20 protein-coding genes and 1 tRNA gene are annotated in these 21,274 nt (G+C 67.1%); 14 read left to right on the top strand and 7 right to left on the bottom strand.

What is annotated here, in order from left to right; all coding sequences use genetic code 11:
- Both MKK82_RS11565 and MKK82_RS11560 read right to left on the bottom strand, forming a co-directional pair.
- The coding region (locus tag MKK82_RS11565) for a sugar phosphate nucleotidyltransferase (RefSeq protein ID WP_243985770.1) at nt 1-159 on the bottom strand (159 nt) is incomplete at its 3' end.
- A 74-nt stretch (nt 160-233) separates the two neighbouring features.
- Nucleotides 234-1,379, bottom strand: coding sequence for a glycosyltransferase (locus tag MKK82_RS11560; RefSeq protein WP_238291652.1), 1,146 nt, complete (start codon nt 1,377-1,379; stop codon nt 234-236).
- A 448-nt stretch (nt 1,380-1,827) separates the two neighbouring features.
- Between MKK82_RS11560 and MKK82_RS11555 the strand changes: the two genes are divergently transcribed.
- Nucleotides 1,828-3,009 carry a glycosyltransferase family 4 protein gene (locus MKK82_RS11555; RefSeq protein ID WP_238291653.1) on the top strand — a complete coding sequence of 394 codons (1,182 nt, stop codon included), beginning with the start codon at nt 1,828-1,830 and terminating at the stop codon, nt 3,007-3,009.
- A gap of 147 nt (nt 3,010-3,156) precedes the next feature.
- Here MKK82_RS11555 and rfbF read toward each other — a convergent pair whose 3' ends face one another.
- On the bottom strand, nt 3,157-3,942 hold the full coding sequence (rfbF, locus tag MKK82_RS11550) for a glucose-1-phosphate cytidylyltransferase (RefSeq protein WP_238291654.1): 786 nt from the start codon (nt 3,940-3,942) through the stop codon (nt 3,157-3,159).
- A gap of 26 nt (nt 3,943-3,968) precedes the next feature.
- On the bottom strand, nt 3,969-5,009 hold the full coding sequence (locus tag MKK82_RS11545) for an NAD-dependent epimerase/dehydratase family protein (protein ID WP_238291655.1): 1,041 nt from the start codon (nt 5,007-5,009) through the stop codon (nt 3,969-3,971).
- A gap of 391 nt (nt 5,010-5,400) precedes the next feature.
- Between MKK82_RS11545 and MKK82_RS11540 the strand changes: the two genes are divergently transcribed.
- From MKK82_RS11540 to MKK82_RS11510, 7 genes are all read left to right on the top strand, one after another.
- Nucleotides 5,401-6,735 carry an NAD(P)H-dependent oxidoreductase gene (locus MKK82_RS11540; protein WP_238291656.1) on the top strand — a complete coding sequence of 445 codons (1,335 nt, stop codon included), beginning with the start codon at nt 5,401-5,403 and terminating at the stop codon, nt 6,733-6,735.
- Nucleotides 6,732-7,280 (top strand): dTDP-4-dehydrorhamnose 3,5-epimerase, encoded by a 549-nt coding sequence (gene rfbC / locus MKK82_RS11535; RefSeq protein ID WP_238291657.1) that lies wholly within the window; start codon nt 6,732-6,734, stop codon nt 7,278-7,280. The genes MKK82_RS11540 and rfbC overlap by 4 nt, the downstream gene beginning before the upstream one ends.
- Before the next feature lie 698 nt (nt 7,281-7,978).
- Nucleotides 7,979-8,926 carry a polysaccharide deacetylase family protein gene (locus MKK82_RS11530; protein ID WP_243985768.1) on the top strand — a complete coding sequence of 316 codons (948 nt, stop codon included), beginning with the start codon at nt 7,979-7,981 and terminating at the stop codon, nt 8,924-8,926.
- Nucleotides 8,919-9,791 carry a glycosyltransferase family 2 protein gene (locus MKK82_RS11525; RefSeq protein ID WP_238291660.1) on the top strand — a complete coding sequence of 291 codons (873 nt, stop codon included), beginning with the start codon at nt 8,919-8,921 and terminating at the stop codon, nt 9,789-9,791. Before MKK82_RS11530 ends, MKK82_RS11525 begins: the two co-directional genes overlap by 8 nt.
- Nucleotides 9,788-10,771 carry a glycosyltransferase family 2 protein gene (locus tag MKK82_RS11520; RefSeq protein ID WP_238291661.1) on the top strand — a complete coding sequence of 328 codons (984 nt, stop codon included), beginning with the start codon at nt 9,788-9,790 and terminating at the stop codon, nt 10,769-10,771. The genes MKK82_RS11525 and MKK82_RS11520 overlap by 4 nt, the downstream gene beginning before the upstream one ends.
- A gap of 196 nt (nt 10,772-10,967) precedes the next feature.
- Nucleotides 10,968-11,044: transfer RNA gene (locus MKK82_RS11515), tRNA-Pro, on the top strand.
- A gap of 26 nt (nt 11,045-11,070) precedes the next feature.
- The gene (locus MKK82_RS11510; RefSeq protein ID WP_238291662.1) at nt 11,071-11,382 is read left to right on the top strand and encodes an ETC complex I subunit; all 312 of its coding nucleotides are present in this window, start codon (nt 11,071-11,073) and stop codon (nt 11,380-11,382) included.
- Nucleotides 11,383-11,386: 4 nt separating this feature from the next.
- On the opposite strand, the gene MKK82_RS11505 is transcribed toward MKK82_RS11510, so the two are convergent.
- The 3 genes from MKK82_RS11505 to MKK82_RS11495 all read right to left on the bottom strand — a co-directional run bounded on the left by MKK82_RS11505 (nt 11,387) and on the right by MKK82_RS11495 (nt 14,095).
- A complete protein-coding gene (locus tag MKK82_RS11505; protein ID WP_243985767.1) occupies nt 11,387-11,845 on the bottom strand; it encodes a nucleoside deaminase in 459 nt (152 codons plus the stop codon).
- 50 nt (nt 11,846-11,895) lie between these two features.
- Nucleotides 11,896-12,963 carry a spore photoproduct lyase family protein gene (locus MKK82_RS11500; RefSeq protein WP_238291664.1) on the bottom strand — a complete coding sequence of 356 codons (1,068 nt, stop codon included), beginning with the start codon at nt 12,961-12,963 and terminating at the stop codon, nt 11,896-11,898.
- Between the two features lie 121 nt (nt 12,964-13,084).
- The gene (locus MKK82_RS11495; protein ID WP_238291665.1) at nt 13,085-14,095 is read right to left on the bottom strand and encodes an NAD-dependent epimerase; all 1,011 of its coding nucleotides are present in this window, start codon (nt 14,093-14,095) and stop codon (nt 13,085-13,087) included.
- 658 nt (nt 14,096-14,753) lie between these two features.
- Between MKK82_RS11495 and MKK82_RS11490 the strand changes: the two genes are divergently transcribed.
- The 6 genes from MKK82_RS11490 to MKK82_RS11465 all read left to right on the top strand — a co-directional run bounded on the left by MKK82_RS11490 (nt 14,754) and on the right by MKK82_RS11465 (nt 21,126).
- A complete protein-coding gene (locus MKK82_RS11490; protein ID WP_238291666.1) occupies nt 14,754-15,461 on the top strand; it encodes a glutathione binding-like protein in 708 nt (235 codons plus the stop codon).
- A gap of 7 nt (nt 15,462-15,468) precedes the next feature.
- A complete protein-coding gene (locus MKK82_RS11485) occupies nt 15,469-16,044 on the top strand; it encodes an NUDIX domain-containing protein (RefSeq protein ID WP_243985765.1) in 576 nt (191 codons plus the stop codon).
- Nucleotides 16,041-16,958 (top strand): inositol monophosphatase family protein, encoded by a 918-nt coding sequence (locus MKK82_RS11480; protein WP_238291669.1) that lies wholly within the window; start codon nt 16,041-16,043, stop codon nt 16,956-16,958. The genes MKK82_RS11485 and MKK82_RS11480 overlap by 4 nt, the downstream gene beginning before the upstream one ends.
- Nucleotides 16,959-17,245: 287 nt before the next feature.
- Nucleotides 17,246-17,896 carry an aldehyde dehydrogenase iron-sulfur subunit PaoA gene (gene paoA / locus MKK82_RS11475; protein ID WP_238291670.1) on the top strand — a complete coding sequence of 217 codons (651 nt, stop codon included), beginning with the start codon at nt 17,246-17,248 and terminating at the stop codon, nt 17,894-17,896.
- 10 nt (nt 17,897-17,906) lie between these two features.
- Complete coding sequence (locus tag MKK82_RS11470; RefSeq protein WP_243985763.1) at nt 17,907-18,881, top strand: FAD binding domain-containing protein; 975 nt, start codon at nt 17,907-17,909, stop codon at nt 18,879-18,881.
- A 22-nt stretch (nt 18,882-18,903) separates the two neighbouring features.
- The gene (locus MKK82_RS11465) at nt 18,904-21,126 is read left to right on the top strand and encodes a xanthine dehydrogenase family protein molybdopterin-binding subunit (protein WP_243985761.1); all 2,223 of its coding nucleotides are present in this window, start codon (nt 18,904-18,906) and stop codon (nt 21,124-21,126) included.
- Nucleotides 21,127-21,274: the final 148 nt, after the last annotated feature.

The raw sequence follows: 21,274 nt of genomic DNA, 5'->3' as shown, positions 1-21,274 counted from the left end.
GTCCGACACCCGCCCCAGCGTCGCCTGGAAGGTCGAGGCCTGCGCATCCACAAGCCGGGCGAACTGCTTGGGCATGCTCTCCCGCGAGGCCGGCCACAGGCGCGTGCCCGTCCCACCACACAAAATCATCGGGTGAATGAGCGGAAAACCTTCAGACATCGCGTCGGATCTCTCGAGTGACGGGGCGTGCGCTGGCACCGGACGATCGGCCGGGCCACGGTGATCGGACGCGATCATTGGACCAGATAGGCACGGCCCGGCTCGCGCTGGATCCGATCGGGCGAAAGACCTCGGCCCTTCAGAACCGAGTCGATGAACTGACCGATCTCGTCCGAGAAGCGGTCGACGCCGAATTCGGCGGCGCGGCGCACCATCCGGGCCGGATCCGGCGCCAAGGCTTCGCAGCGGTGGATGGCGTCGATCAGCGCATCGACGGATTGCTCGTGGAAGAAGCTTCCAGTCACACCGTCGATGACCGTCTCGGTGACGCCGCCCTTGCCGTAAGCGATGACGGGCCGCCCGCTCGCCATGGCCTCCACGGGAACGATGCCGAAATCCTCCTCCCCGGGGAAGATCAAGCCCCGGCATCGGGCGTAATGATGCTTCAGGACGTCGAAGGGCTGCGGACCGAGCATCGTCACGTGCGGGCCGGCGCGATCGCGCAATTCCCGCAGCATCTCTCCGCCGCCGATGACGACGAGCGGCTTGCGCAGGCGGTTGAACGCGTCGATCGCCAATTCCGGTCGCTTGTAGCGGACGAGTTCACCGACCATCAGGTGGTAATCGCCGATCTCCTCGCTGGAGACCCGCTCGAAGGCCGCCGTGTCGACCGGCGGATGGATGACCGCCGCGGGTCGGTGATAATACGTCTCGATCCGCCGGGCGACGGTGGCCGAATTGGCGACGAATTCCTGCACGCGGCCCGCCGAGATCGCGTCCCAGTTCCTGACGTAGTGCGCCAGGGGCGGCATCAGCATGCGGGTGAGAAGACCCGTCCGCTCCCGGTAATCGTGGTACATATTCCAGATGTAGCGCATCGGCGAGTGACAGTAACAGATGTGAACCGCGTCGGAGGGCGGGATGATTCCCTTCGCCGGGCCCGATTCGCTGCTGATGATCAGGTCGTATCCGCGCAGATCCAGCTGCTCCAGCGCCATCGGCATCAGGGGCAGATATGATTTATACTTCGTCGTGGCGCGGGGCAGCTTGCTGATGAAGGATGTGTGGACCCGGTGCGCGTTGATGGCCGGCGATATGGCTTCCGGTGCGTACGCGTGCGTGAAGATGTCGGCTTCCGGATACAAGTTGCAGAGCGCCTCGACGACCTTTTCCCCACCTCGCATTCCGACGAGCCAATAATGGACGATCGCAACCTTCATTAACCGCGCCCCTTCAAGCGAAATGTTTCTGCAGCGCCGCGTGCGCAGACCCGGCGGGCACCGGACGAACCCGGCGGCGAGCGACCCATTTTGACGGATCCGGGTCCCGATCCCCTGGCCGATCAAGCCCCTGGCAAGACGCTTGATCGGCCACGGCCGAGCGGTCTCATGGGCTGCTATAGACCATTATCGCGGCTTTCCCACTTCTCTGAACTGCGGGCGCCCCTCCCGACCCGAGCGGCAGGCCGCTCGGGCGGAGCCGCCTCCGGGCCTTGTGAGAGAAGAGGCGATTGGGCCGGACCGCCGCCCCGTCCCGGGCGACGGACGATCCACCGAGCGATCGGGCCAGCCCTCGCCGCCGCTCCGGGGCCGGCTGGCGCCGGAGGGCTGCGCGCTGGCCATCGGCGGATATCGACCCAGATACGTTTGGCGATTGCCTTTCCGGTCCATGCTCAGGACAGAGTGGCGAGGCCGCCGGCACCGCGCCGGTCGTCCGCACCGGCAACCTCCCTCTCCGTTCAGAACACGCATTTCCAGGAACGACTCGATGGAACCGAGACATGGGTTCGCCATGAACGGGCGTTTCCTCACGCAGGATCTCACGGGCGTTCAGAGATACGCCTGGAACGTCGCGCGTCATCTCAATGACCGGCTCGAGCGGCTGAACACCTCGGCCCCGATCCTGGCGCCAAGCCACGCCGCCGATCCGCACCTGTCGGCGATGCCCCTCGTCGACTTCGGTCGCGTCGGTGGACATGCCTGGGAGCAGTTCGCCTTGCCCGCACGCTGGCGCGGAAACCTGCTCAACCTGTGCAACACGGCCCCGGCCATCAAGGCGCGACAGGTGGTGTGCATCCACGATGCCAATGTCTTCATCCGGCCGGAGAGTTACAGCACCTCCTTCCGACTGTATTACCGGTTCCTGCAGACGGTCATCGTTCGGAGATCGCTTCAGGTCACCAGTGTCTCGGCCGATTCGGCAGCCCAGATCGCGCGGCATCTTCCCCTGAAGGCCTCCCAGATCATCGTCCTGCCCAACGGCCACGAGCACGCGCTGGCATGGCAGCCAGATCGTGCCAAGGCGGCGCCAGCGATCGTGAGCGGCCGGCGCGGCGGTCCGGAGCGCCCCTTCGTCCTGGCGCTCGGCTCCCGCGCACCGCACAAGAACCTGCAGCTCATCATGGACATCGCCCCGAGGCTCGGTGAGAGCGGCATCGACGTCATCGTCGTCGGCGGATCCGCCAAGATATACTCCGACGACGGCCTGTCGGGCGGTGACAACGTGCTGTTCACCGGGCGGATCGACGACGATGACCTGGCCTTCTTGCTGGAGCGCGCGCTCTGCTTGCTGTTCCCCTCCTGGACGGAGGGGTTCGGGCTCCCGATTGTCGAGGCGATGGCGCGGGGCTGCCCGGTGATCTCCTCGGATCGCGCGAGCATGCCGGAAGTCTGCGGCGACGCCGCGCTGATGGCCGCCCCCGATGACCCGTCAGCCTGGATCGGGCATGTGGAGGCGCTGCGGCAGTCCCAGCAACTGAGAAGCGAACTGACGGCCGCCGGTCGACAGAGGATAAACCAGTTCTCGTGGAGAACGACGGCGCAGGCCTATGCCGACCTGATCGTCTTATAGGCGCCCGGCCCTCGGAGATCCGCACGGCCGTGCCACCTCCCGGGCCGAACCTCACCGGGCCGACGCCCCGTGCTCGTCAAGGCACCGGGTCCGGCCCGGCTCAGGGCAGGCCGGCGCCGTCGCGCGCCCGCGACGGAGCGAACCCCCTCAGCGTTGCGGGTCCGGCCACACCTTCCAGGGCGCGCCCGCGGCCCATTGCTGCTCGATGACGTGCTTGTCGCGCAACGAGTCCATGCTCTGCCAGTAACCGTCATGCCGGTAGCTCGCGAGTTTCCCGTGCTTGATCAGACGGGCCATCGGCGTGTCCTCGAACACGGTGTCGTCGCCGTCGATGAATTCGAACACCTCCGGCTCGCAGACGAAGAAGCCGCCATTGATCAGGCCGCCATCCGACGCGCCCTTCTCGCGGAAGCCGGTGACCTGATTGACGTCCCGGCTCAGCTTCAATGCGCCGTAGCGCCCCGGCTGCATCACCGCCGTCAGGGTGCACCACGCCTTGGAGGCGTCGTGCGTCGCGATGAGGCGATGCAGATCGACATTGCTCAGGCCGTCGCCGTAGGTGAGGAGAAAGCGCTCGCCGCGGAGCAGGTGCTGCGCCCGACGCAGACGGCCGCCGGTCATCGTCTCGATCCCGGTATCCAGGACGGTGACCTTCCAATCCTCAATGGGATTGTTCAGCCATTTCGTTTCGCCCGAGGCCAGATCGATCTGAAAATCCGCGTGGTGGCCGCGGAAATTCAGGAAATAGTCGCGGATGAACCCGACCTTGTAGCCACCCAGGATGACGAAGTCGCGGAAGCCGAAATGAGCGTAGTAGCTCATGATATGCCAGATGAGCGGCCGCCCGCCGATCTCGACCATGGGCTTGGGGCGGACGCTGGTTTCCTCGCTCAGGCGTGTGCCGAAGCCACCCGCGAATAGGACGACCTTCATCTCACGGTACTCCTCGACGGATTGATTCAGAGCCAGCGGAGATTCTCAGAGAGGCGGTTCGCCTGGATGTGATCCTGCAGCACGCGCAGGCGCATCAGCGTCGAGGATCGAAAGTCGGGATCGTTGAATCCCATGCGGCGCAGCCCATCCACCAGGGCGTGGATCGAGTCTGCCAAGCTCATCTGCGGCTGGTGGTCGGGCGCAAGCGCGGCATAGCGGCTGAAATCGACCTGGTACGAGCGGCTGTCGGCCGGCGCGTCGGTGTTGATGTTGACCCGCGTCCCCGGCACCGCTGCGGCCACAGCCTCGGCGAGATCCCGCACCTGATAATTGGCCGCGTTGGTTCCGGCGTTCAGGATCAGGAACCGGTCGTTGCCGCTGGAGGAGCGGCACGCGGCCCAATCCAGGGCGCGCGCCATATCGGTCGTATCGATCAGGGGACGCCACGGAGTCCCATCGCTCAGGACGCTGATCTCACCGGTCGACAGCGCGCAGGCGACGAAATCGTTGAGCACCAGATCCAGTCGCAGCCGGCTCGACATGCCGCAAGCCGTCGCGAAGCGCAGGCAAGTGATGGTCATGGCGCTGTCAAGCTCTGACAGGCCCTGCTCGGTTCCTATCTTGGAGGCGGCATAGGCGGTGACGGGATTGACGGCATCGTCCTCGCGGCGAGGTCCGCCTTGCGCGACGCCGTACACGCTGCAGCTGGAGGCGAAGACAAAGCTGCGCACGCCGGCCTCGCTGGCGGCGCGCGCGAGAGCGACGGAAGCATCCTGATTGATGGCTCGCGTGACGTCAGCGAACCGATTCCCCATCGGATCGTTGGATACGGCCGCGAGGTGGATCACTGCATCGTATCCGCGCAATATTTCGGGATCGATGCTCCGGACGTCGCCGTAGCTCTGCTGATCCAGCCGCCGCTCCGGCAGATCAGACGCGCCCGTGAGACAATGGGCGAAGAAGGCTTGATCATACCCGTGGAGAAAAATCCCGGGATGCGCGCGCCGTAATTGCTGAACCACGGCCGGGCCAACATAACCTAGATTGCCCGTGATCAGCACTCGCATGGATATGGTCCTGGTGGCCGGTGTCTAGTTACGATTGGAGCGGTTTGGCAGTTATTTTAACAATACACCCATATCAAAGCACGTCAAATTACGTAAACCGGATCTGAATAGCGCACCATCGGATCATTGTGATCCACGCGGCTTCGATCCGGCGCGCGACGGCGCTGGGGATGACCGGCCAGCACCACCCGCTTTTGCGGCCTTGAGCAATGCATGAACAGGGGCACGAATACGCAGTTCGTCTCGACAAAGAGAGTAGACAATGGGGGTATGATGGTCTCTTTAAGCAGGGTTCGATCGGCCTAACCTTCACACCCGCTCCGTCATCGCGCCTCGTCCGACACGCCGTTCAACCGGCCGCCGTCGAGGCAAAGATGGGAATGAGACGACGATGATCCTCGTAGACTCCGCCCTCGCTCGGCGGGAAGCTGACGGCGAACCGATCCGTGTCGCCCTCGTCGGAGCGGGGTTCCAAGGCAAGGGAATCGTCCGGCAGATCGTGCGTTCGACCACGGGTATGCGCGTCGTCGGCGTGGCCAACCGCCATGGCGAACAGGCCCGGCGCGCCTTCGCCGACCTCGGGATAGAGCCGATCGAAGCGGAGGGACGGGCGGCCATCGAGTCCGCGATCGCGGCGGGCAGGCCGGTCGCGACGGAGGACGCGGTCGCACTCGTTCAGGCCGACGGCGTGGATGTCGTCGTGGAGGTTACGGGCTCCATCGAATACGCGGCGCAGATCGTGCTGGCCGCGATCGAGGCCGGCAAACATGTCGTCCAGATGAACGCCGAGATGGACGGCACGGTGGGGCCGATCCTGAAGGCCAAGGCGGATCGGGCGAACGTCATCTACACGTTCGCCGACGGGGATCAGCCTGGCGTCCAGATGAACCTCTATCGCTTCGTGGCCGGCCTGGGCGTGAAGCCGGTTCTCTGCGGCAACATCAAAGGGTTGCACGATCCCTACCGCAATCCGACCACGCAGCGATCGTTTGCCGAGAAGTGGGGCCAGAAGCCGGCCATGGTCGCGTCCTTCGCGGACGGCACGAAGATTTCCTACGAGCAGGCGATCGTCGCGAATGGCACCGGTTTCGGCGTCGCGCGCAGGGGAATGCTCGGTCCGGATTTCTCGGGGGGCGATCCCACGGCGCCACTGGTTCCGCTGGAGGCCACCCTGTCGGCTTTCACCGAGGCGCTCGATCAGAGCCGCACCGGCCTTGTCGACTACGTCGTCGGCGCCCGGCCCGGCCCCGGCGTCTTCGTGATCGGGACGCATGACGATCCCGTCCAGCAGCATTTCCTCAATCTCTACAAGCTGGGCGCCGGCCCATATTATTGTTTCTCGACGCCCTACCACCTCTGCCACTTCGAGGTGCCGACGTCGCTCGCGCGCGCGGTTCTGTTCCGCGACGCGGTGCTCGCCCCGGCCGGCGCGCCCCGCGTCGGCGTGATCTCAGTGGCCAAGAAGGATCTGGCGCCCGGCGAGATCATCCAGGAATTCGGTGGATACGAAGCCTACGGGGTCGCGGAGAACAGCGCGGTCATCGACCGCGAGGATCTCCTGCCGCTCGGGCTCGCCCTCGGTGCCGCGTTGAAGCACGCCGTTCCCAAGGACCAGCCGATCCGTTTCTCCGATGTCGATCTGCCGCCGGGGCGCCTGGTGGATCGCTTGTATGCGGAACAGCGCGCGCACTTCTCCGCGCAGCCTGAGACGGGACGGGTGGCATGATCTTCCAGGAAACCGAACTGAGCGATGCGCGGCTGATCGAGGTCGAGCCCCGCGGCGACGAGCGGGGCTGGTTCGGGCGCACCTTCTGCACGACGGAGTTCGGGGCGAACGGCCTCGAAACCGTCTTCGTTCAGCAGAACGCCTCGGTTTCCGCTCAGAAGGGAACGTTGCGCGGCATGCATTTCCAGCGCGCGCCCCACGGCGAGGTGAAGCTGCTGCGCTGCCTGCACGGAGCGATCCTCGACGTGATCATCGATCTGCGGCGGGATTCGCCGACCTTCCTGCGCCACCAGGGGTTCGAACTCTCCGCCGAGAACCGCCGCATGCTCTATGTGCCGAAGGGCTTCGCGCACGGTTTCCAGACACTCTCGGACGAGGTGGAAGTCAGCTACCTGGTTTCGGCACCCTACACGCCCGCCAGTGAAGGCGGCGTGCGCTACAGCGATCCGCTGTTCAACATCGATTGGCCCTTGCCCGTGAGCGTCATCTCGGACAAGGACGCGAACTGGCCGCTGCTGGACGCGGACACCTTCCAGGGCATCTGAACGGGCGGATCCGGGGCGAGCGATCGGTCGCGGTCTCGCACGACGGGGGTCGGCCATGGCCGCCGCCGACTCCCGCGCGGCCGTAACTCGCCGCCCTTCCCGGGCAGGACGCCGGAGAGCCCGGCCAGACGCGCCGGAGAGACCAGGCTGCCGTCCGCGACGGGTGCCGCCGACAGCCTGGTCGCCGTGACGCCGCCGCCAACCGCGCGCGGAAACCGTCGCACTCACCGCAGCTTACGCCATCCGCAGATCAGGCTCAGCACCGAACCGCGCGAGCGGCGCCCGCGGAGCCAACAATCTCCGTCTGCGTATTCGGCGTGATCTCGACTTTCAGCGCTTCGCTAACACTCCGCGGCATAAGGCTGGTTAATTCACGTATCTTGATATGGCGCAGATGCCGCGCGACCGTTCTCAATGTCCGGCGTTGCTCTGCGGGCCTGAATTTTTATGGAAAATTTTTAATGCAAATCTGACGTCCTTCTGATCGGCCGAATGGACGGCCCGGCAGTCAAAACCGAAAGTTGCACGGCGCTCGATACTGATTGTTGCGAGATGTTTCTTGACTACGGATGCCGAATCTCTGATGAAAGGCGCTGGAAGCAGAAACTCGGGTCGCGGTACGCACGGCAATTATGCGTGAGAGGTTTGCGAGTATCTATCGAGACTCTGTTCCACGTATTGGAAAGTTATCTTCCGCGTTGGGACTCAAGCGGGCAACGATATTCTGCCTCCATTCGGTCGAGAGGCAAGACGATCCTAGTCGCTTGAAGGGCGCTATGGCCGTTACGGACGTCTTCCTCGACAGATTGCTGCACCACATCAAGGGCAGAGGCATCCCGGTTGTCAGTCTCGACGAATGCGTCGCCCGCCTCGATTCAAATGATCATAGCCCGTTCGTGTGCCTGACATTCGACGACGGCTACCGTGACAATTACGATGTCGCCTATCCGGTTCTCCGCAGCCATGCGGCGCCGGCGGCGATCTTCCTGGCGACGGGTCTGCTCGACCGCACGAGCCCGATGTGGTGGCATCCCCTGGAGCGCGCGCTCGCCGTCGGTGAGAACTTCGGGCTTGGAGCCAGCCGCCACGCGATCAGATCAGAGACCGACCGTCGGCACGTCTATGCCGAATGGGCCGATCGCTTCCGCCGGCTGGATCCGGCTGGGAAGGTGCGGCTCGTGGAGGATCTGGCCGAAGCCAACCCGCATTTCCGGCGATCGGACGCCTTCGAGAGTGCGCTGAGTTGGGACATGGTCGACGAGATGGCGCGCTCGGGGCTCATCACCTTCGGTGCCCATACGGTGTCGCATCCGGTCATGGCGCACCTCTCCGAGTCCGATCTGATCGAGGAGGTCGGCGTCTCCCGGGATCGCTGCGCAGCGAGGGTCGGGCGTGAGCCCCGCTACTTCGCCTACCCGTTCGGCCAGCCCCACGAGACGGGTCCTTTGGCTCCTCGCGTCGTCGCGCAGGCTGGCTTTTCGGCAGCCTTCACGACCCAGGCGACCACTCTGAGAAGCGGCGCCGATCGCTTCCGGCTGCCCCGGATCATGCTGACGCAACAAACACAGAATACGGCGGCCATCGATGCCTACCTGTCCGGCCTGACAGAAGTGATCAAGACGCTCGGAGTCCGGTCCCATGGATGATCCCGGCACGCGACCCGAATTCAGCCTGATCATCTCGACGATCGGGCCTGCTCCTCGATTGAGGTCTGCCTTGCAGAGTCTCGTCGCTCAGTCGTACGAATCCTTCGAGGTCATCGTCGTCGATCAGAACGAGACCGACCACGTCCGCCGGATCGTCGCTGAATTCAGTCGGTCCGGTAAGGTCCACTACACGCGGAGCGGCGTGGGGCTCTCGAAGGGCCGAAACGCCGGTCTCGCGATGGCGAGCGGGCGGATCGTCGGCTTCCCCGACGATGACTGCGAATATCCGCCGACGCTGCTGGCGAGCTTGAAGGAGCACTTCGTCCGGCACGGCAGCGCATCGGGCGTCTGCGTCCGTTGCTGCGATCACGACGGGCAGGACAGTGCGGGCCGTTCAGACCGCACGAGCGGATGGATCAGCAAGACCAATGTCTGGAGCCGAGCCGTCTCGGTGGGCATATTCCTGCGCACGGAGCGGATCCGGGAGATCGGCGGGTTCGATGAACGTATCGGCCTCGGGAGCAATACCCCATACCTGTCGGGCGAAGAAACGGATCTGTTGTTGAATCTGCTCTCGCGAGGGCACAAACTCTACTACGACCCGGGCCTCAACGTCTATCATGACCGCGGCTCATCGAAGATAACGTGGTATCACATCAAGCGGTCCTACGCGTACGGGTTGGGCAAGGGGCTCGTTCTCCGGCGGCACGCGTACCGGAAGCGCGAGGTCGCCATCCACTGCATACGGCCGATCCTCGGGGCCGTGGTGGCCGTCCTGACCGGCAATCTGAGCTTGGCGCTCTTCCGCGCCGCAAGGGCCAAGGGCCGCTTCGACGGCTGGAACTCCCAATATCCGGCATCATGAGCCGGATGGACATGGATCTCTCGGTCGATCCGAGCGATCACCCGTCCGTCTTTCCTGAGTGGCGTCTCGTCGAGCGGTTCACAGCGATGCGGTTATGTGTCGGGATCGCGACGCGCGACAGAACGCAGATCCTCGAGCGCACGATGGATCGTCTGCTGGTGCAGACGCGTCTGCCCGACGAGGTGATCCTCTGCTCACCGGCGGCGCTCGATCTCACCGCGGCGCGGTACCGGTCGGCGCCCTTTCCGATCCGCCACGTCGTCTCCGAACTCGGGCTCACGAAGCAGCGCAACACGATCATGCGCTCGATGGAGCGCAGTGACGTGCTGCTCTTCATCGACGACGATTTCTTCCTGGGGCGAACCTACATCGCCGAGATGATCGAGGCCTTCGGCGATACCTCGATCGTCGTCGCGACCGGAACGGTGGTCGCGGACGGGATCAAGGGACCGGGCCTGTCGCCCGAGGCGGCCGAGCAGATCATCGCGCGCGACGACGCGCATCCCCGGCCCCGTGGGATGAAGGAGGTGCGGCACGGCTACGGGTGCAATATGGCGCTGCGCTACCGGACACTCGTCGAGCACGGGCTCGATTTCGACGAGAATCTCCCGCGATACGGCTGGTACGAGGACGTCGACCTCATGCGCCGCCTGGCGCGCCATGGTCGCGCCGTGCAGTGCACGTCGGCGCGCGGGGTCCATCTCGGCACGAAGCTCGGACGCTCGAGTGGCAAGTTCCTGGGCTACTCGCAGATCGCAAACCCGATCTATCTGCACAAGAAGGGCACATACGACCGCCGCGAAGCGGTGGTGAGCATCGTTCAGAACTTCGCGGCGAACTTGGTCCGTTCGGCGCGGCCGGAAGCCTACATCGACCGCCGGGGCAGGCTCATCGGCAATCTCATCGGTCTGCGCGATCTCGCGACCCGTCGCCTGCATCCGCTGAAGGCGCTCCAGCTCGATGCGCCCCGTCCGGCGTGACCGACCGGTTCCGGACTGCGGAGGGCCCGCCATCCTCCGCCGGCGTGATCCGAAGCCCCGTCCTCGTCGCGCGGACGTCCGATCGCCGGCGCGGGGCATTCGAGTGCCCGGGGTGGGGATCGGCGCCATCGCGGCCCACGGTCGCCTTGCGGCGCGCCGGCCGAACCGGTAGGGATCTGAGCCCCATCGGGGGTGTCGGGGTGTGGCGCAGTCTGGTAGCGCACCTGGTTTGGGACCAGGGGGTCGTAGGTTCGAATCCTATCGCCCCGACCATTCGTTCAGGAGCATGTCGACCGCAGATGCCGAGCGCCCGCATCTTTCGTCCGTCCCGCGACGCCACGCAGTCGGGCCTCGCCCGGACCAAGCAGTGGATCCTAGAATTCGACCAGACGAGCCCGCGCGAGATCGATCCGCTGATGGGCTGGAACGGCTCCTCCGACATGATGCAGCAGGTGCGGCTGGAGTTCGACACGGAGGAGGAGGCGGTGGCCTACGCCAAGCGCGAGGGGGTCGCCTACCGGGTCGAGCAGCCGGCCAAGCCCGCCGCCCGCAAGGGGCTCTCGTACTCGGACAATTTCAAGTTCAACCGTACGGCGCCCTGGACGCATTGATCCGTCAGCGTCTCCGGCGGGCCGCCCAGGCGGCGTAGGGCGCCTCGCCCGCCGGCCGGACCTGGCTCAGTCGCATTGGCTGAGTCTCCAGGGGCTGGCAGAGTTCGGCGTAGATCGCGGCGCTCCCGGCATCGTGCGCCTCCGCCTCCTCAGCCGAGAAGGCGAAGTAGCCCTGCTTGAAGCCGGCGAGCCGCATCGCGGCGTGGCACATGGGGCAGGGGCGCCCGCTCGCGTACATCACGCAATCCGAGAGATCCCGGCGCCCCAGGATCCGGCTCGCCTCCCGCAGGGCCACCATCTCGGCATGGGCGCTGGGATCGTTCGTGGCGTGAACGGTGTTGGCCGCGCGGACCAGGATCGCGCCGTCGCGCACGATCACCGCGCCGTAGGGGGATCCTCCGGCCTCGATGTTCGCCTCGGCGAGCGCCACCGCTTCGTGGATGTAGGTCTCGTGCGTGGCCATGACGACGCTCTTCCTCCGCTGGCGCTCCAACGCCGCACGGGACGGGGAGTTCAGAACGCGTAGCGCACCGTGCAGTACGGCATCGTGTCCGCGAGCAGGGCCTTGAACCGCCCGAGCCATCGGCCCTTCCAGCCGGTCCGGTAGCGCAGGTTGGTGCCGCCGCCCTGCGAGACCTTCGCCTCCTGGATATCCGGCCGCCAGAGGAGTTCCTCGGCCCGCGGATGCCACCCGAGATTCACGTCATGGAGATCCGCGTTGTGGGTCAGCATGATGATCTCGCACTTGAGCTGCGCCTTGGCGGCGTCCGACAGCGTCCCGTCGAGCTCGGCGAAGAGCGCGCGCCAATCGTCCTCCCAGCCTTCGTACAGGATCACCGGCGAGAAGTTGGCGTGGACCTCGTATCCTGCGGCCACGAAGTCGTCGATGGCGGCGATCCGTTCGGGGATCGGGGCGGTGCGCACGTCGACCACCTTGGCGATCCGCGCGGGCATGAGCGAGAAGCGGATCCGCGTCTTGCCCTGCGGATCGTAGTCCAAGAGATCGCGGTTCACCGCCTTGGTCGCGAAGGACGCCTTCGCGTTCGGCAGGGTGCGGAACAGCTCGACGAAACTGCGCACCCCGCTGCTCACGGCGGCATCCACCGAGAGGTCGCCGTTCTCGCCGATGTCGTAGACCCAGGCGGCCGGGTCGATCGCATCCGGCTCGGGGAGGGGACCCTGCCGGGCGGCGTGCCGGCGGATCGCCGCGCAGGCTTGGTCGATGTTGACGAACAGGGAGATCGGGTTCGAGAACCCCTTGCGCCGCGGGACGTAGCAGTAGGCGCAGGCCATGGCGCAGCCATTGGAGGTCGAGGGCGCGATGAAATGCGCGCTGCGGCCGTTCGGCCGCATCGTGAGGCTCTTCTTCACGCCCAGGACCAGGGTCGAGCGCTTGATCCGCACCCAGTCCGCCACCGAGCCCGCATTCCCGTGCAACTCCGGGATGTTCCAGTGTGACGGCACGGCGATGCGCTCGGCATCGGGGAAGCGCCCCAGGATCTCCTGGCCGAGGGGGAAACCTTCCACCGCCGGCTCATGGTAGATCGTCCGGATATCGAGGAGGTCGCGGGTGAGGGCCATGCCGGTTCCGAGGCCCGAGGACGGCCCGCATCTCGATATGGGGTTCTGCGGCGGCGCCGGAATGGCTTGCGACGTGTCGTCCGGGTCGATCCCCAGAGGAATCCGGCAAGCCGCGTCCCAATCAGACGCGGTGGTAATCCCGATACCAGCGGACGAACCGGTCCACGCCGACCTCGATGGGGGTGCTCGGCACGTATCCGGTCGCCGCGGCGAGGTCGTCGACATCGGCGTAGGTTTCCGGAACGTCGCCGGGCTGGAACGGCAGGAACTCCTTGACGGCCTTCCGGCCCAGGCACTCCTCCAGAACCTCGATCAGGTGCAGGAGCTGCACCGGTCGGTGATTGCCGATGTTGTAGACCCGGTAGGGTGCCGCGCTCGTGCCGGGATCGGGGGCGTTCGAGTCCCAGGCTGGATCGCCCTGCGCGGGGTTGCCGGCGAGGCGCACGATGCCTTCCACGACGTCGTCGATGTAGGTGAAGTCACGCATCATCTGCCCGTTGGCGAACACCTTGATCGGCTCGCCGGCCAGGATGGCGCGCGTGAACAGGAACAGCGCCATGTCGGGGCGGCCCCACGGTCCGTAGACCGTGAAGAAGCGCAGTCCGGTGCACGGGATGCGGTAGAGATGGCTGTAGCAATGGGCGAACAGCTCGTTCGACTTCTTGGTGGCCGCGTACAGGCTGACGGGATGATCGACGTTCTGGTGCACCGAGAACGGCATCTGCGTCACCGCGCCGTAGACCGAACTCGATGACGCGTAGAGCAGGTGCTCGACCGGGCTGTGGCGGCAGCCTTCGAGGATGTGCAGGAAGCCTTCGACGTTGCTCTTCACGTAGACGTGCGGGTTCTCCAGGGAGTAGCGCACGCCCGCCTGCGCCCCGAGATGGATGACCGTCCCGAAAGCGTGTGTCCGGAAAACATCGTCCATGGCCGGGCGATCGGCCAGATCGACCTTCCGGAACGCGAAGTTCCCGTGCGCGGACAGGCGTTCGAGACGGCTCTCCTTGAGCGCGACGTCGTAATAGTCGTTGAGGTCGTCGATCCCGAGGACTGTGCGGCCCTCGGCCAGATAGCGCTGGGCGACATGGTAGCCGATGAACCCGGCCGCCCCGGTCAGCAGAACAGGCTTCATCGCGCTACCCGAGCGCGGGTCCCCCGGTCTCGATCCTGGCAGGGCGTAAGCTGCGATACCGTCACCGCGACCTCTCGATGGGATGGAGGGCAGATGCCCAGGCCGCCGAGCATCCCGCCGTCGGACGAGGGCGGGTCGTGACGGGCGTAGGCCGCCACGCCGCGACTGTGGCGCGGTCATCCGCCGTCGACAAGACGCGTTTCACGCAGGGCGACTTGCGTCTCGGTCCGCCGGGCCGCCCCCTCGACATGAGCTCACCACCGCCGCTCGGGCGACGCGGCCCCTTCCGGCCGGACTGTGAACTTGGGTCGACGTGAATGGACCCCCTCTTCGGGCACGCGCTCCGGAACCGATCTTCTCCGGTTCGACGGTGTTCTCGCAGGCTCGGTCAGCCGCTGGAGATGCCACCGCGGCTCTGTCGACCACCCCGTGATACCGGGACCGCGCAGCGGCGTTCGGAATCCGCAGCCGCGGCGCGCCCTCAGCATGGCGCCGTCGGCGAGCCGGACGTGCAGCGTGGGCGGGACGCCGCGATCGAGACGCCGGGGCGATGTGATCCGGTCGCACGCAATCTCAACCCGCGCCGGTCTCATGCTTGACCAGGGGCTCGCGACGGCCCACTTCACGTTCGCCGGGGGGCGCAGCGGGACGCGGACGGATGATCAATCTCCACTACTGGCCGACGCCGAACGGCCATAAGATCACGATGTTCCTCGAAGAGGTCGCCCTCCCATACCAAATTCAACCTGTAAATATTGGTAAGGGTGATCAATTTAATCCGGAATTTCTGAAGATTGCTCCCAACAACCGCATGCCGGCGATCGTCGACGACGAGCCGGCGGGGGGCGGTGCGCCGGTCTCGCTGTTCGAATCGGGCGCGATTCTGCTCTACCTCGCCGAGAAGACGGGGCGCTTCATCCCGGCCGACCTGCGCGGCCGGGCCGAGGTTCTGCAATGGCTGTTCTGGCAGATGGGCGGGCTCGGTCCGATGTTGGGCCAGAACCACCACTTCTCGCAATACGCACCGGAGAAGATCGACTACGCGATCAAGCGCTACGCCAATGAGACCAACCGGCTCTACGGCGTCCTCGACCGGCGGTTGGCCGACCGAGCCTTCATCGCCGGCCCGGATTACTCCATCGCCGACATGGCCTGCTATCCCTGGATCGTGCCGTACGAGAAGCAGGGTCAGAACCTCGACGACCACCCGAACCTCAAGCGCTGGTTCACGGCCATCGCCGAGCGGCCCGCCACGAAGGCGGCCTACGCCCGCGCTCCGGAGGTCAATCCCGATTTCGGCAAGACCATGAGCGAGGACGCCAAGAAGGTGATGTTCGGCCAGACCGCCGCCAGCACGCAACGCTGACCCGCCCGTGACCGATCCCGCGCCCGTCCTGCCGCTGGAGGTGCTCCACCGGGGGTGGAACACCTTCGGCATCGCCACGCTCACGCTGACGGACGGCAGCACGGTGCGGCGGGCCCTGGAGGATCACGGCCAGGCAGCCTGCGTGCTGCCCTACGATCCCGGCCGTCGCGTGGCCCTGCTGGTCCGGCAGGCCCGGGTCGGCCCGGCCTTCTGGGGTGAGCCGGCGGATTTCGACGAGGCCCCGGCGGGCGGACTCGACGGCGGCGCGCCCGAGGCGACCGCGATCCGCGAGGCGATGGAGGAGGCGGGCGTGCGCCTGAGCCGGCTGGAGCCGGTGGCGCACGCCTACACGATGCCCAGCGTGTCTTCCGAGCGCCTCTGGCTCTACCTCGCGCCCTACCGACCCGCCGACCGTGTCGGCGCCGGGGGCGGCCTGCACGAGGAGGGCGAGCAGGTGCTCGCCCTTGAGGTCCCGCTCGTCGAGCTGGCGGACCAAGCCCGGACCGGTCGCCTGCCGGATCTTAAGACGCTGGTCCTGGTCCAGGCCCTGATGCTCCGCGTACCCGAACTCTTCGCCGCATGACCGCTCGAACCGACACGCCCGCGCAGGACGTCCTCGCGCGGATGCTCGCTTTCGCCGAGGAGGCGGCACCGCTGGCGCTTGCCATGCGCGCGCGCGGCCTGGACATGACGAACAAGGGCCCGGATCTCGGCCAGGCCCTGACCGAAGCCGACCTCGCCGTCAGCCGATTGCTGCACGACCGCTTCGGACCGGATCTCATCGAGGAGGAGACGGCCGGGGAACTGGGGCAATCGGCGGCGCGGGCGCTGCTGGCCCGGGACGCCTGGACCTTCGTGGGCGACCCGATCGACGGGACACGTCCCTTCGCGGGCGGCCTTCCGGGCTGGGGCGTGATGGTGGCGGCCTGCCGGGCCAGCTGGCCCCGGGCCTGCGTGATGAGCCTGCCCGCCTGGAACGAGGACCGTTCGCACCCCGTTCGCGCCGAGCCGGCCGAGGCGGCGCAGGGCATCCTGCTGGCCGCGTCCGAGGGCCAAGCCTTTTGGGCGCCGACCCGGGGCGGACGCCAGGCCGAGGGCTTGCGGCCGCTCGAACGAAGGATCGGCCGCACCGGCCACGTGGGCTGGCTCGCCGTGGCGGCCCAGCGTTTCACCCTGGATTACGGTCGAGGCTGGTTTCCCTGGGGGGAGGGCGGCGCCATCGCCGACGCCGCGCTTCTCGCAACCGGCCGGCTCGACGCAACCTTGAGCAACCACAGGCTCTGGGATCTGGCGCCGCTCCTCCCGCTCTTCGAGGCTCTGGGCTTCCACCTCTATCACTGGCCCGATCTCGCCGATCCACCGGCCGCCCTCGTCGACCTGTTCGACGCTTCACTCTCCGCTCACGACGACCTGTGGATGGTCTGCCGGGACCGGGCGCAGGCGGCCGATCTGGCCGCGGCGATCCGGCTGGCCGAGCCGGCATCGACGCGGGCCTGAGGCCCTGACGGGTCGCGCACGGGGCGGCCAATCAGTTCGGCCTCATCGTTTTGCCAGCGACGCGAAGCCACCCGGCCGCGCCACCCCGATCGAGATGGCGCTCCGCCGGGTCGCTGCGCTCGCGATGACGAAGGCCGCAGGATCGCGACTGGCAGCCCCCGGAACGCGACGTGGCCGCGGTGAAGGGGCGCAGTCTGGAGCGGATCTAATCCATCGACCCGACGTTGGCACACCGGATTCCAGATTGCGTCGCGCCCGGTTGCGTCACGCATGGGCGGGACAGCAGCATGACAGACGCGACTCCGAAGAAGCCGTTCGCCCTGACGCGGCGTGCCGTGGTGGAGGGCTGCGCGGCAGCCGGTGTGCTGGGCGCTCTCGGTTATCGGCCGGCGCCCGCCCTCGCCGCACCCGGCGATCCGGCTCCGCAGACGATGCCGGTGCGGCTCACCGTCAACGGCACGCCGCAGGATCTCGTCCTCGACACGCGCACGACGCTGCTCGATGCCCTGCGCGAGCATCTGGCTCTCACCGGCACCAAGAAGGGCTGCGACCACGGCCAGTGCGGCGCCTGCACGGTGCTGGTGGACGGCCGGCGGATCAATTCCTGCCTGACCCTCGCGGCGATGCACGAGGGCGATCAGATCACCACGATCGAGGGCCTCGCGGACGGCGACAAGCTTCACCCGATGCAGGCGGCCTTCCTGGAGCACGACGGCTTCCAGTGCGGATACTGCACGCCGGGCCAGATCTGCTCGTCGGTCGGCATGCTGAATGAGGCCAAGGCCGGCTGGCCGAGCCACGTCACCGAGGATATGGCCGCGACCCCGACGCTCAGCGACGCGGAGATCCGCGAGCGGATGAGCGGCAACATCTGCCGCTGCAGCGCCTATCCCAACATCGTCGCGGCCATCCGCGACACCGCCGCCAGCAACCTCTGAAGGGGCGGACATGAAGGCTTTCACCTACGAACGTCCGGCTACGGTTCAGGACGCCGCCAAGCTCGCGGCCGAGCGGCCGAATGCCAAGTTCATCGCGGGCGGCACCAACCTCCTCGACCTGATGAAGCTTCAGGTCGAGACACCGGCGACCCTGATCGACGTCAATCGGTTGCCGTTGAACACCGTCGAGGCCACGCCGGAGGGCGGCCTGCGCGTCGGCGCGCTGGTGCGCAACTCCGACCTCGCCGCGGACACGCGGGTCCGGAAGGACTACGCCGTGTTGGCGAAGGCGCTGCTGGCCGGCGCATCGGGCCAGCTGCGCAACAAGGCGACCACCGCCGGGAACCTGCTTCAGCGGACGCGCTGCTACTATTTCTACGACACGGCCATGCCCTGCAACAAGCGCGAGCCCGGCTCCGGCTGCTCGGCGATCGGCGGGTTCAACCGCATCATGGCGGTGGTCGGCGCGAGCGAGTCCTGCATCGCCACCAATCCGTCCGACATGGCGGTGGCCATGCGGGCGCTCGACGCCACCGTCGAGACCATGAATCCGGACGGGCAGCTGCGCGCCATCCCGATCGCTGACTTCCACCGGCTCCCCGGCGACACGCCGCAGATCGAGACGGATCTCCGCAAGGGTGAGATCATCACCGCCGTGACGCTGCCGAAGCCCGTGGCGGGGATGCACATCTACCGCAAGGTCCGCGACCGAGCCTCCTACGCCTTCGCGACCGTGTCGGTGGCGGCCGTGATCGTGGGCGGCGAGAACGGCCGACCCGGCGCGGCGCGGCTCGCCTTCGGCGGGTTGGCGCACAAGCCGTGGCGGGTCGCCGAGGCCGAGGCCGCCCTCGTGCAGACCGGCTCGGCGGATGCCGCCGCCGACGCCGTGCTGAAGGGCGCCCGCGGTTACGGCAGCAACGACTTCAAGATCCCGCTGACCCGGCGGACCCTGCGCGCCGTCGTGGCGCAGGCGACCCGCGCGTAGAATCTCGGCAAGGACCATTCCCATGGAAATGAACCAGCCGATCGGCCGGACCCCGCTCGACGACCGTCCCGACGGTCTTGTCGGCAAGCCGCTGAGCCGGGTCGAGGGCAAGCTCAAGGTCACGGGTCACGCGCCCTACGCCTACGAGATCCGGGCGCTGAAGGACCCGGCCTACGGCTTCATCGTGCCGGCGACCATCGCGTCCGGCACGATCCGGTCGATCGACGCCGAGGCCGCCCGCAAGGCGCCGGGCACGATCCTGGTCCTGACCCACGAGAACGTGCCGAAGCAGGGCGAGAAGAAGGAGCAGGTCACGCCGCAACTCCAGGGCCGGGACGTTCGGTTCTACGGGCAGCCCGTCGCCTTCGTGGTGGCCGAGACCTTCGAGCAGGCCCGGGCGGCCGCCATGCTGGTCAAGGTCCAGTACGATGCGAGCAAGCCCAAGGGCCTCCTCAAGGACAACCTCGCGGCGGCCTACGAGCCGAAGCCGGTCAACTCGCCGCCGGATTCCAAGCTCGGCGACTTCGATGCGGCCTTCGCGTCCGCGCCGGTGAAGCTCGACGTGGAATACGTCACGCCGAACCAGATCCACACGCAGATGGAGCCGCACGCCACCATCGCGTCGTGGGAGGGTGACGGCGTCGTGCTGCACACGTCCAATCAGATGCCGAACCGGGGCCAGAAGGCGCTGGGTTCCGTGCTGAAGCTGCCGCCCGAGAAGGTCCGGATCGTCAGCCCCTATATCGGCGGCGGTTTCGGTTCGAAGCTGCAGGTCCAGCCGGAGGCGACGCTGGCGATCTTGGCCTCGAAAGTCATCCGACGGCCCGTCAAGGTGGCGCTGACCCGGCAGCAGGAATTCCACATCGCCACCCACCGCACCGACACGATCCAGCGGATCCGGCTGGGCGCCGACCAGAACGGGCGCCTGTCGGCGATCAGCCACGAATCGTGGTCCGACACCGCCGAGGGCGACGGCTTCTTCGAGACCTCCGCCAACGTCACCCGCTCGCTCTACGCGGCCCAGAACCGGGTGACCCGCCACCGGCTCGTGAACCTCAACATGCCGATCGCCTCGGCGATGCGCGCCCCCGGCGAGGCTGTCGGCCAGCTCGCCTTCGAGTGCGCCATGGACGAGCTCGCCGAGCAGCTGAAGGTCGACCCGATCGAGCTGCGGGTGCGCAACGAGCCGGCCGAGGATCCCGAGAAGAAGGTGCCGTTCTCAACCCGCCAGCTCGTCCCCTGCATGCGCGAGGGCGCCCGCCTGTTCGGCTGGGACAAGCGGCAGGCGGCGGGCAGCCGCCGCGAAGGCAATTGGCTCGTCGGACTGGGCATGTCGGCCGCCGCCCGCCTCAACCCGCTGATGCCGTCCTCCGCGAAGGTGCGGCTCGGACCGGACGGCGTGCTGGTGGTGCGGATGGCCATGACCGATCCCGGCACCGGCACGTACACGATCCTCACCCAGATCGCCGGCGAGATGCTGGGGCTGCCGCCCGAGCGCGTGCGGGTCGAGTTGGGCGATACCGACTTTCCCTTCGCGGCGGGCTCGGGCGGCTCGTTCGGTGCCGCCTCGGCGGGCTCGGCGCTGTACGTCGCCTGCGACAACCTCCGCCAGGCCCTGCTCAAGGCCGGCGATCTCAACCCGGACGGTGCCGTATTCCGCGACGGCGCGGTCACGTCCGGCAACCGCACGGAGGCGCTCACCGACCTCGCCAAGTCCGGGCTGGAGGCCTCCGGCGAGATCAAGCCCGGCGAGATGAAGCAGAAGTTCTCGCAGTATTCCTACGGCGCCCACTTCGCGGAGGTCGGCGTCGATGCCGATACCGGCGAGATTCGGCTGCGGCGGATGCTCGGGGTCTTCACCGGCGGGCGCATCCTCAATGCCAAGACCGCCCGCAGCCAAGCGATCGGCGGCATGACCTTCGGGGTCGGCGCGGCGCTGATGGAGGATGCGGTGGTCGATCCCCGCTACAGCTACTTCGTCAACCACGACATGGCCGAGTACCATGTGCCGGTCCACGCCGACCTTCCGGAGATCGACGCGGTGTTCCTGCCGGAACTCGACGACAAGGCGAACCCGCTCAAGAGCAAGGGTCTCGGCGAGCTCGGCATCTGCGGGGCCGGCGCCGCCCTCGCCAATGCCATCCACAACGCCACCGGGATCCGGGTCCGCGAGTACCCGCTGACGCTCGACAAGATGCTGAAGGGGTTCGAGGAGCAGGAGGCGCAGGCCCAGCGGCGGACGTAGATCCGGAGCCGCTTCACGCCGCGCGTTCTGCGCGAGGTCCCGGATCGCTCCACCCGTCCGGGGCAGGCGGCGCAGGATGGGACGCCGGCCCCTCGTGCCGACGCGTGCAGCGCCCGCGGAAGGCGACCCCGGACCCGACACGGGGCTC

Origin of the sequence: Methylobacterium sp. E-046 (genome assembly GCF_022829625.1) — a bacterium.
Taxonomy (GTDB): domain Bacteria; phylum Pseudomonadota; class Alphaproteobacteria; order Rhizobiales; family Beijerinckiaceae; genus Methylobacterium; species Methylobacterium longum.
Note: the sequence above shows the minus strand (reverse complement) of the source record. Positions and strands in the feature narration are given on the sequence as shown.

Coding starts and splice junctions, on each gene's coding strand:
- MKK82_RS11560 (WP_238291652.1), bottom strand. CDS start 1,379: ATGAAGGTTGCGATCGTCCATTATTGGCTCGTCGGAATGCGAGGTGGG.
- MKK82_RS11555 (WP_238291653.1), top strand. CDS start 1,828: ATGCTCAGGACAGAGTGGCGAGGCCGCCGGCACCGCGCCGGTCGTCCG.
- rfbF (WP_238291654.1), bottom strand. CDS start 3,942: ATGAAGGTCGTCCTATTCGCGGGTGGCTTCGGCACACGCCTGAGCGAG.
- MKK82_RS11545 (WP_238291655.1), bottom strand. CDS start 5,009: ATGCGAGTGCTGATCACGGGCAATCTAGGTTATGTTGGCCCGGCCGTG.
- MKK82_RS11540 (WP_238291656.1), top strand. CDS start 5,401: ATGATCCTCGTAGACTCCGCCCTCGCTCGGCGGGAAGCTGACGGCGAA.
- rfbC (WP_238291657.1), top strand. CDS start 6,732: ATGATCTTCCAGGAAACCGAACTGAGCGATGCGCGGCTGATCGAGGTC.
- MKK82_RS11525 (WP_238291660.1), top strand. CDS start 8,919: ATGGATGATCCCGGCACGCGACCCGAATTCAGCCTGATCATCTCGACG.
- MKK82_RS11520 (WP_238291661.1), top strand. CDS start 9,788: ATGAGCCGGATGGACATGGATCTCTCGGTCGATCCGAGCGATCACCCG.
- MKK82_RS11510 (WP_238291662.1), top strand. CDS start 11,071: ATGCCGAGCGCCCGCATCTTTCGTCCGTCCCGCGACGCCACGCAGTCG.
- MKK82_RS11505 (WP_243985767.1), bottom strand. CDS start 11,845: ATGGCCACGCACGAGACCTACATCCACGAAGCGGTGGCGCTCGCCGAG.
- MKK82_RS11500 (WP_238291664.1), bottom strand. CDS start 12,963: ATGGCCCTCACCCGCGACCTCCTCGATATCCGGACGATCTACCATGAG.
- MKK82_RS11495 (WP_238291665.1), bottom strand. CDS start 14,095: ATGAAGCCTGTTCTGCTGACCGGGGCGGCCGGGTTCATCGGCTACCAT.
- MKK82_RS11490 (WP_238291666.1), top strand. CDS start 14,754: ATGATCAATCTCCACTACTGGCCGACGCCGAACGGCCATAAGATCACG.
- MKK82_RS11480 (WP_238291669.1), top strand. CDS start 16,041: ATGACCGCTCGAACCGACACGCCCGCGCAGGACGTCCTCGCGCGGATG.
- paoA (WP_238291670.1), top strand. CDS start 17,246: ATGACAGACGCGACTCCGAAGAAGCCGTTCGCCCTGACGCGGCGTGCC.
- MKK82_RS11470 (WP_243985763.1), top strand. CDS start 17,907: ATGAAGGCTTTCACCTACGAACGTCCGGCTACGGTTCAGGACGCCGCC.
- MKK82_RS11465 (WP_243985761.1), top strand. CDS start 18,904: ATGGAAATGAACCAGCCGATCGGCCGGACCCCGCTCGACGACCGTCCC.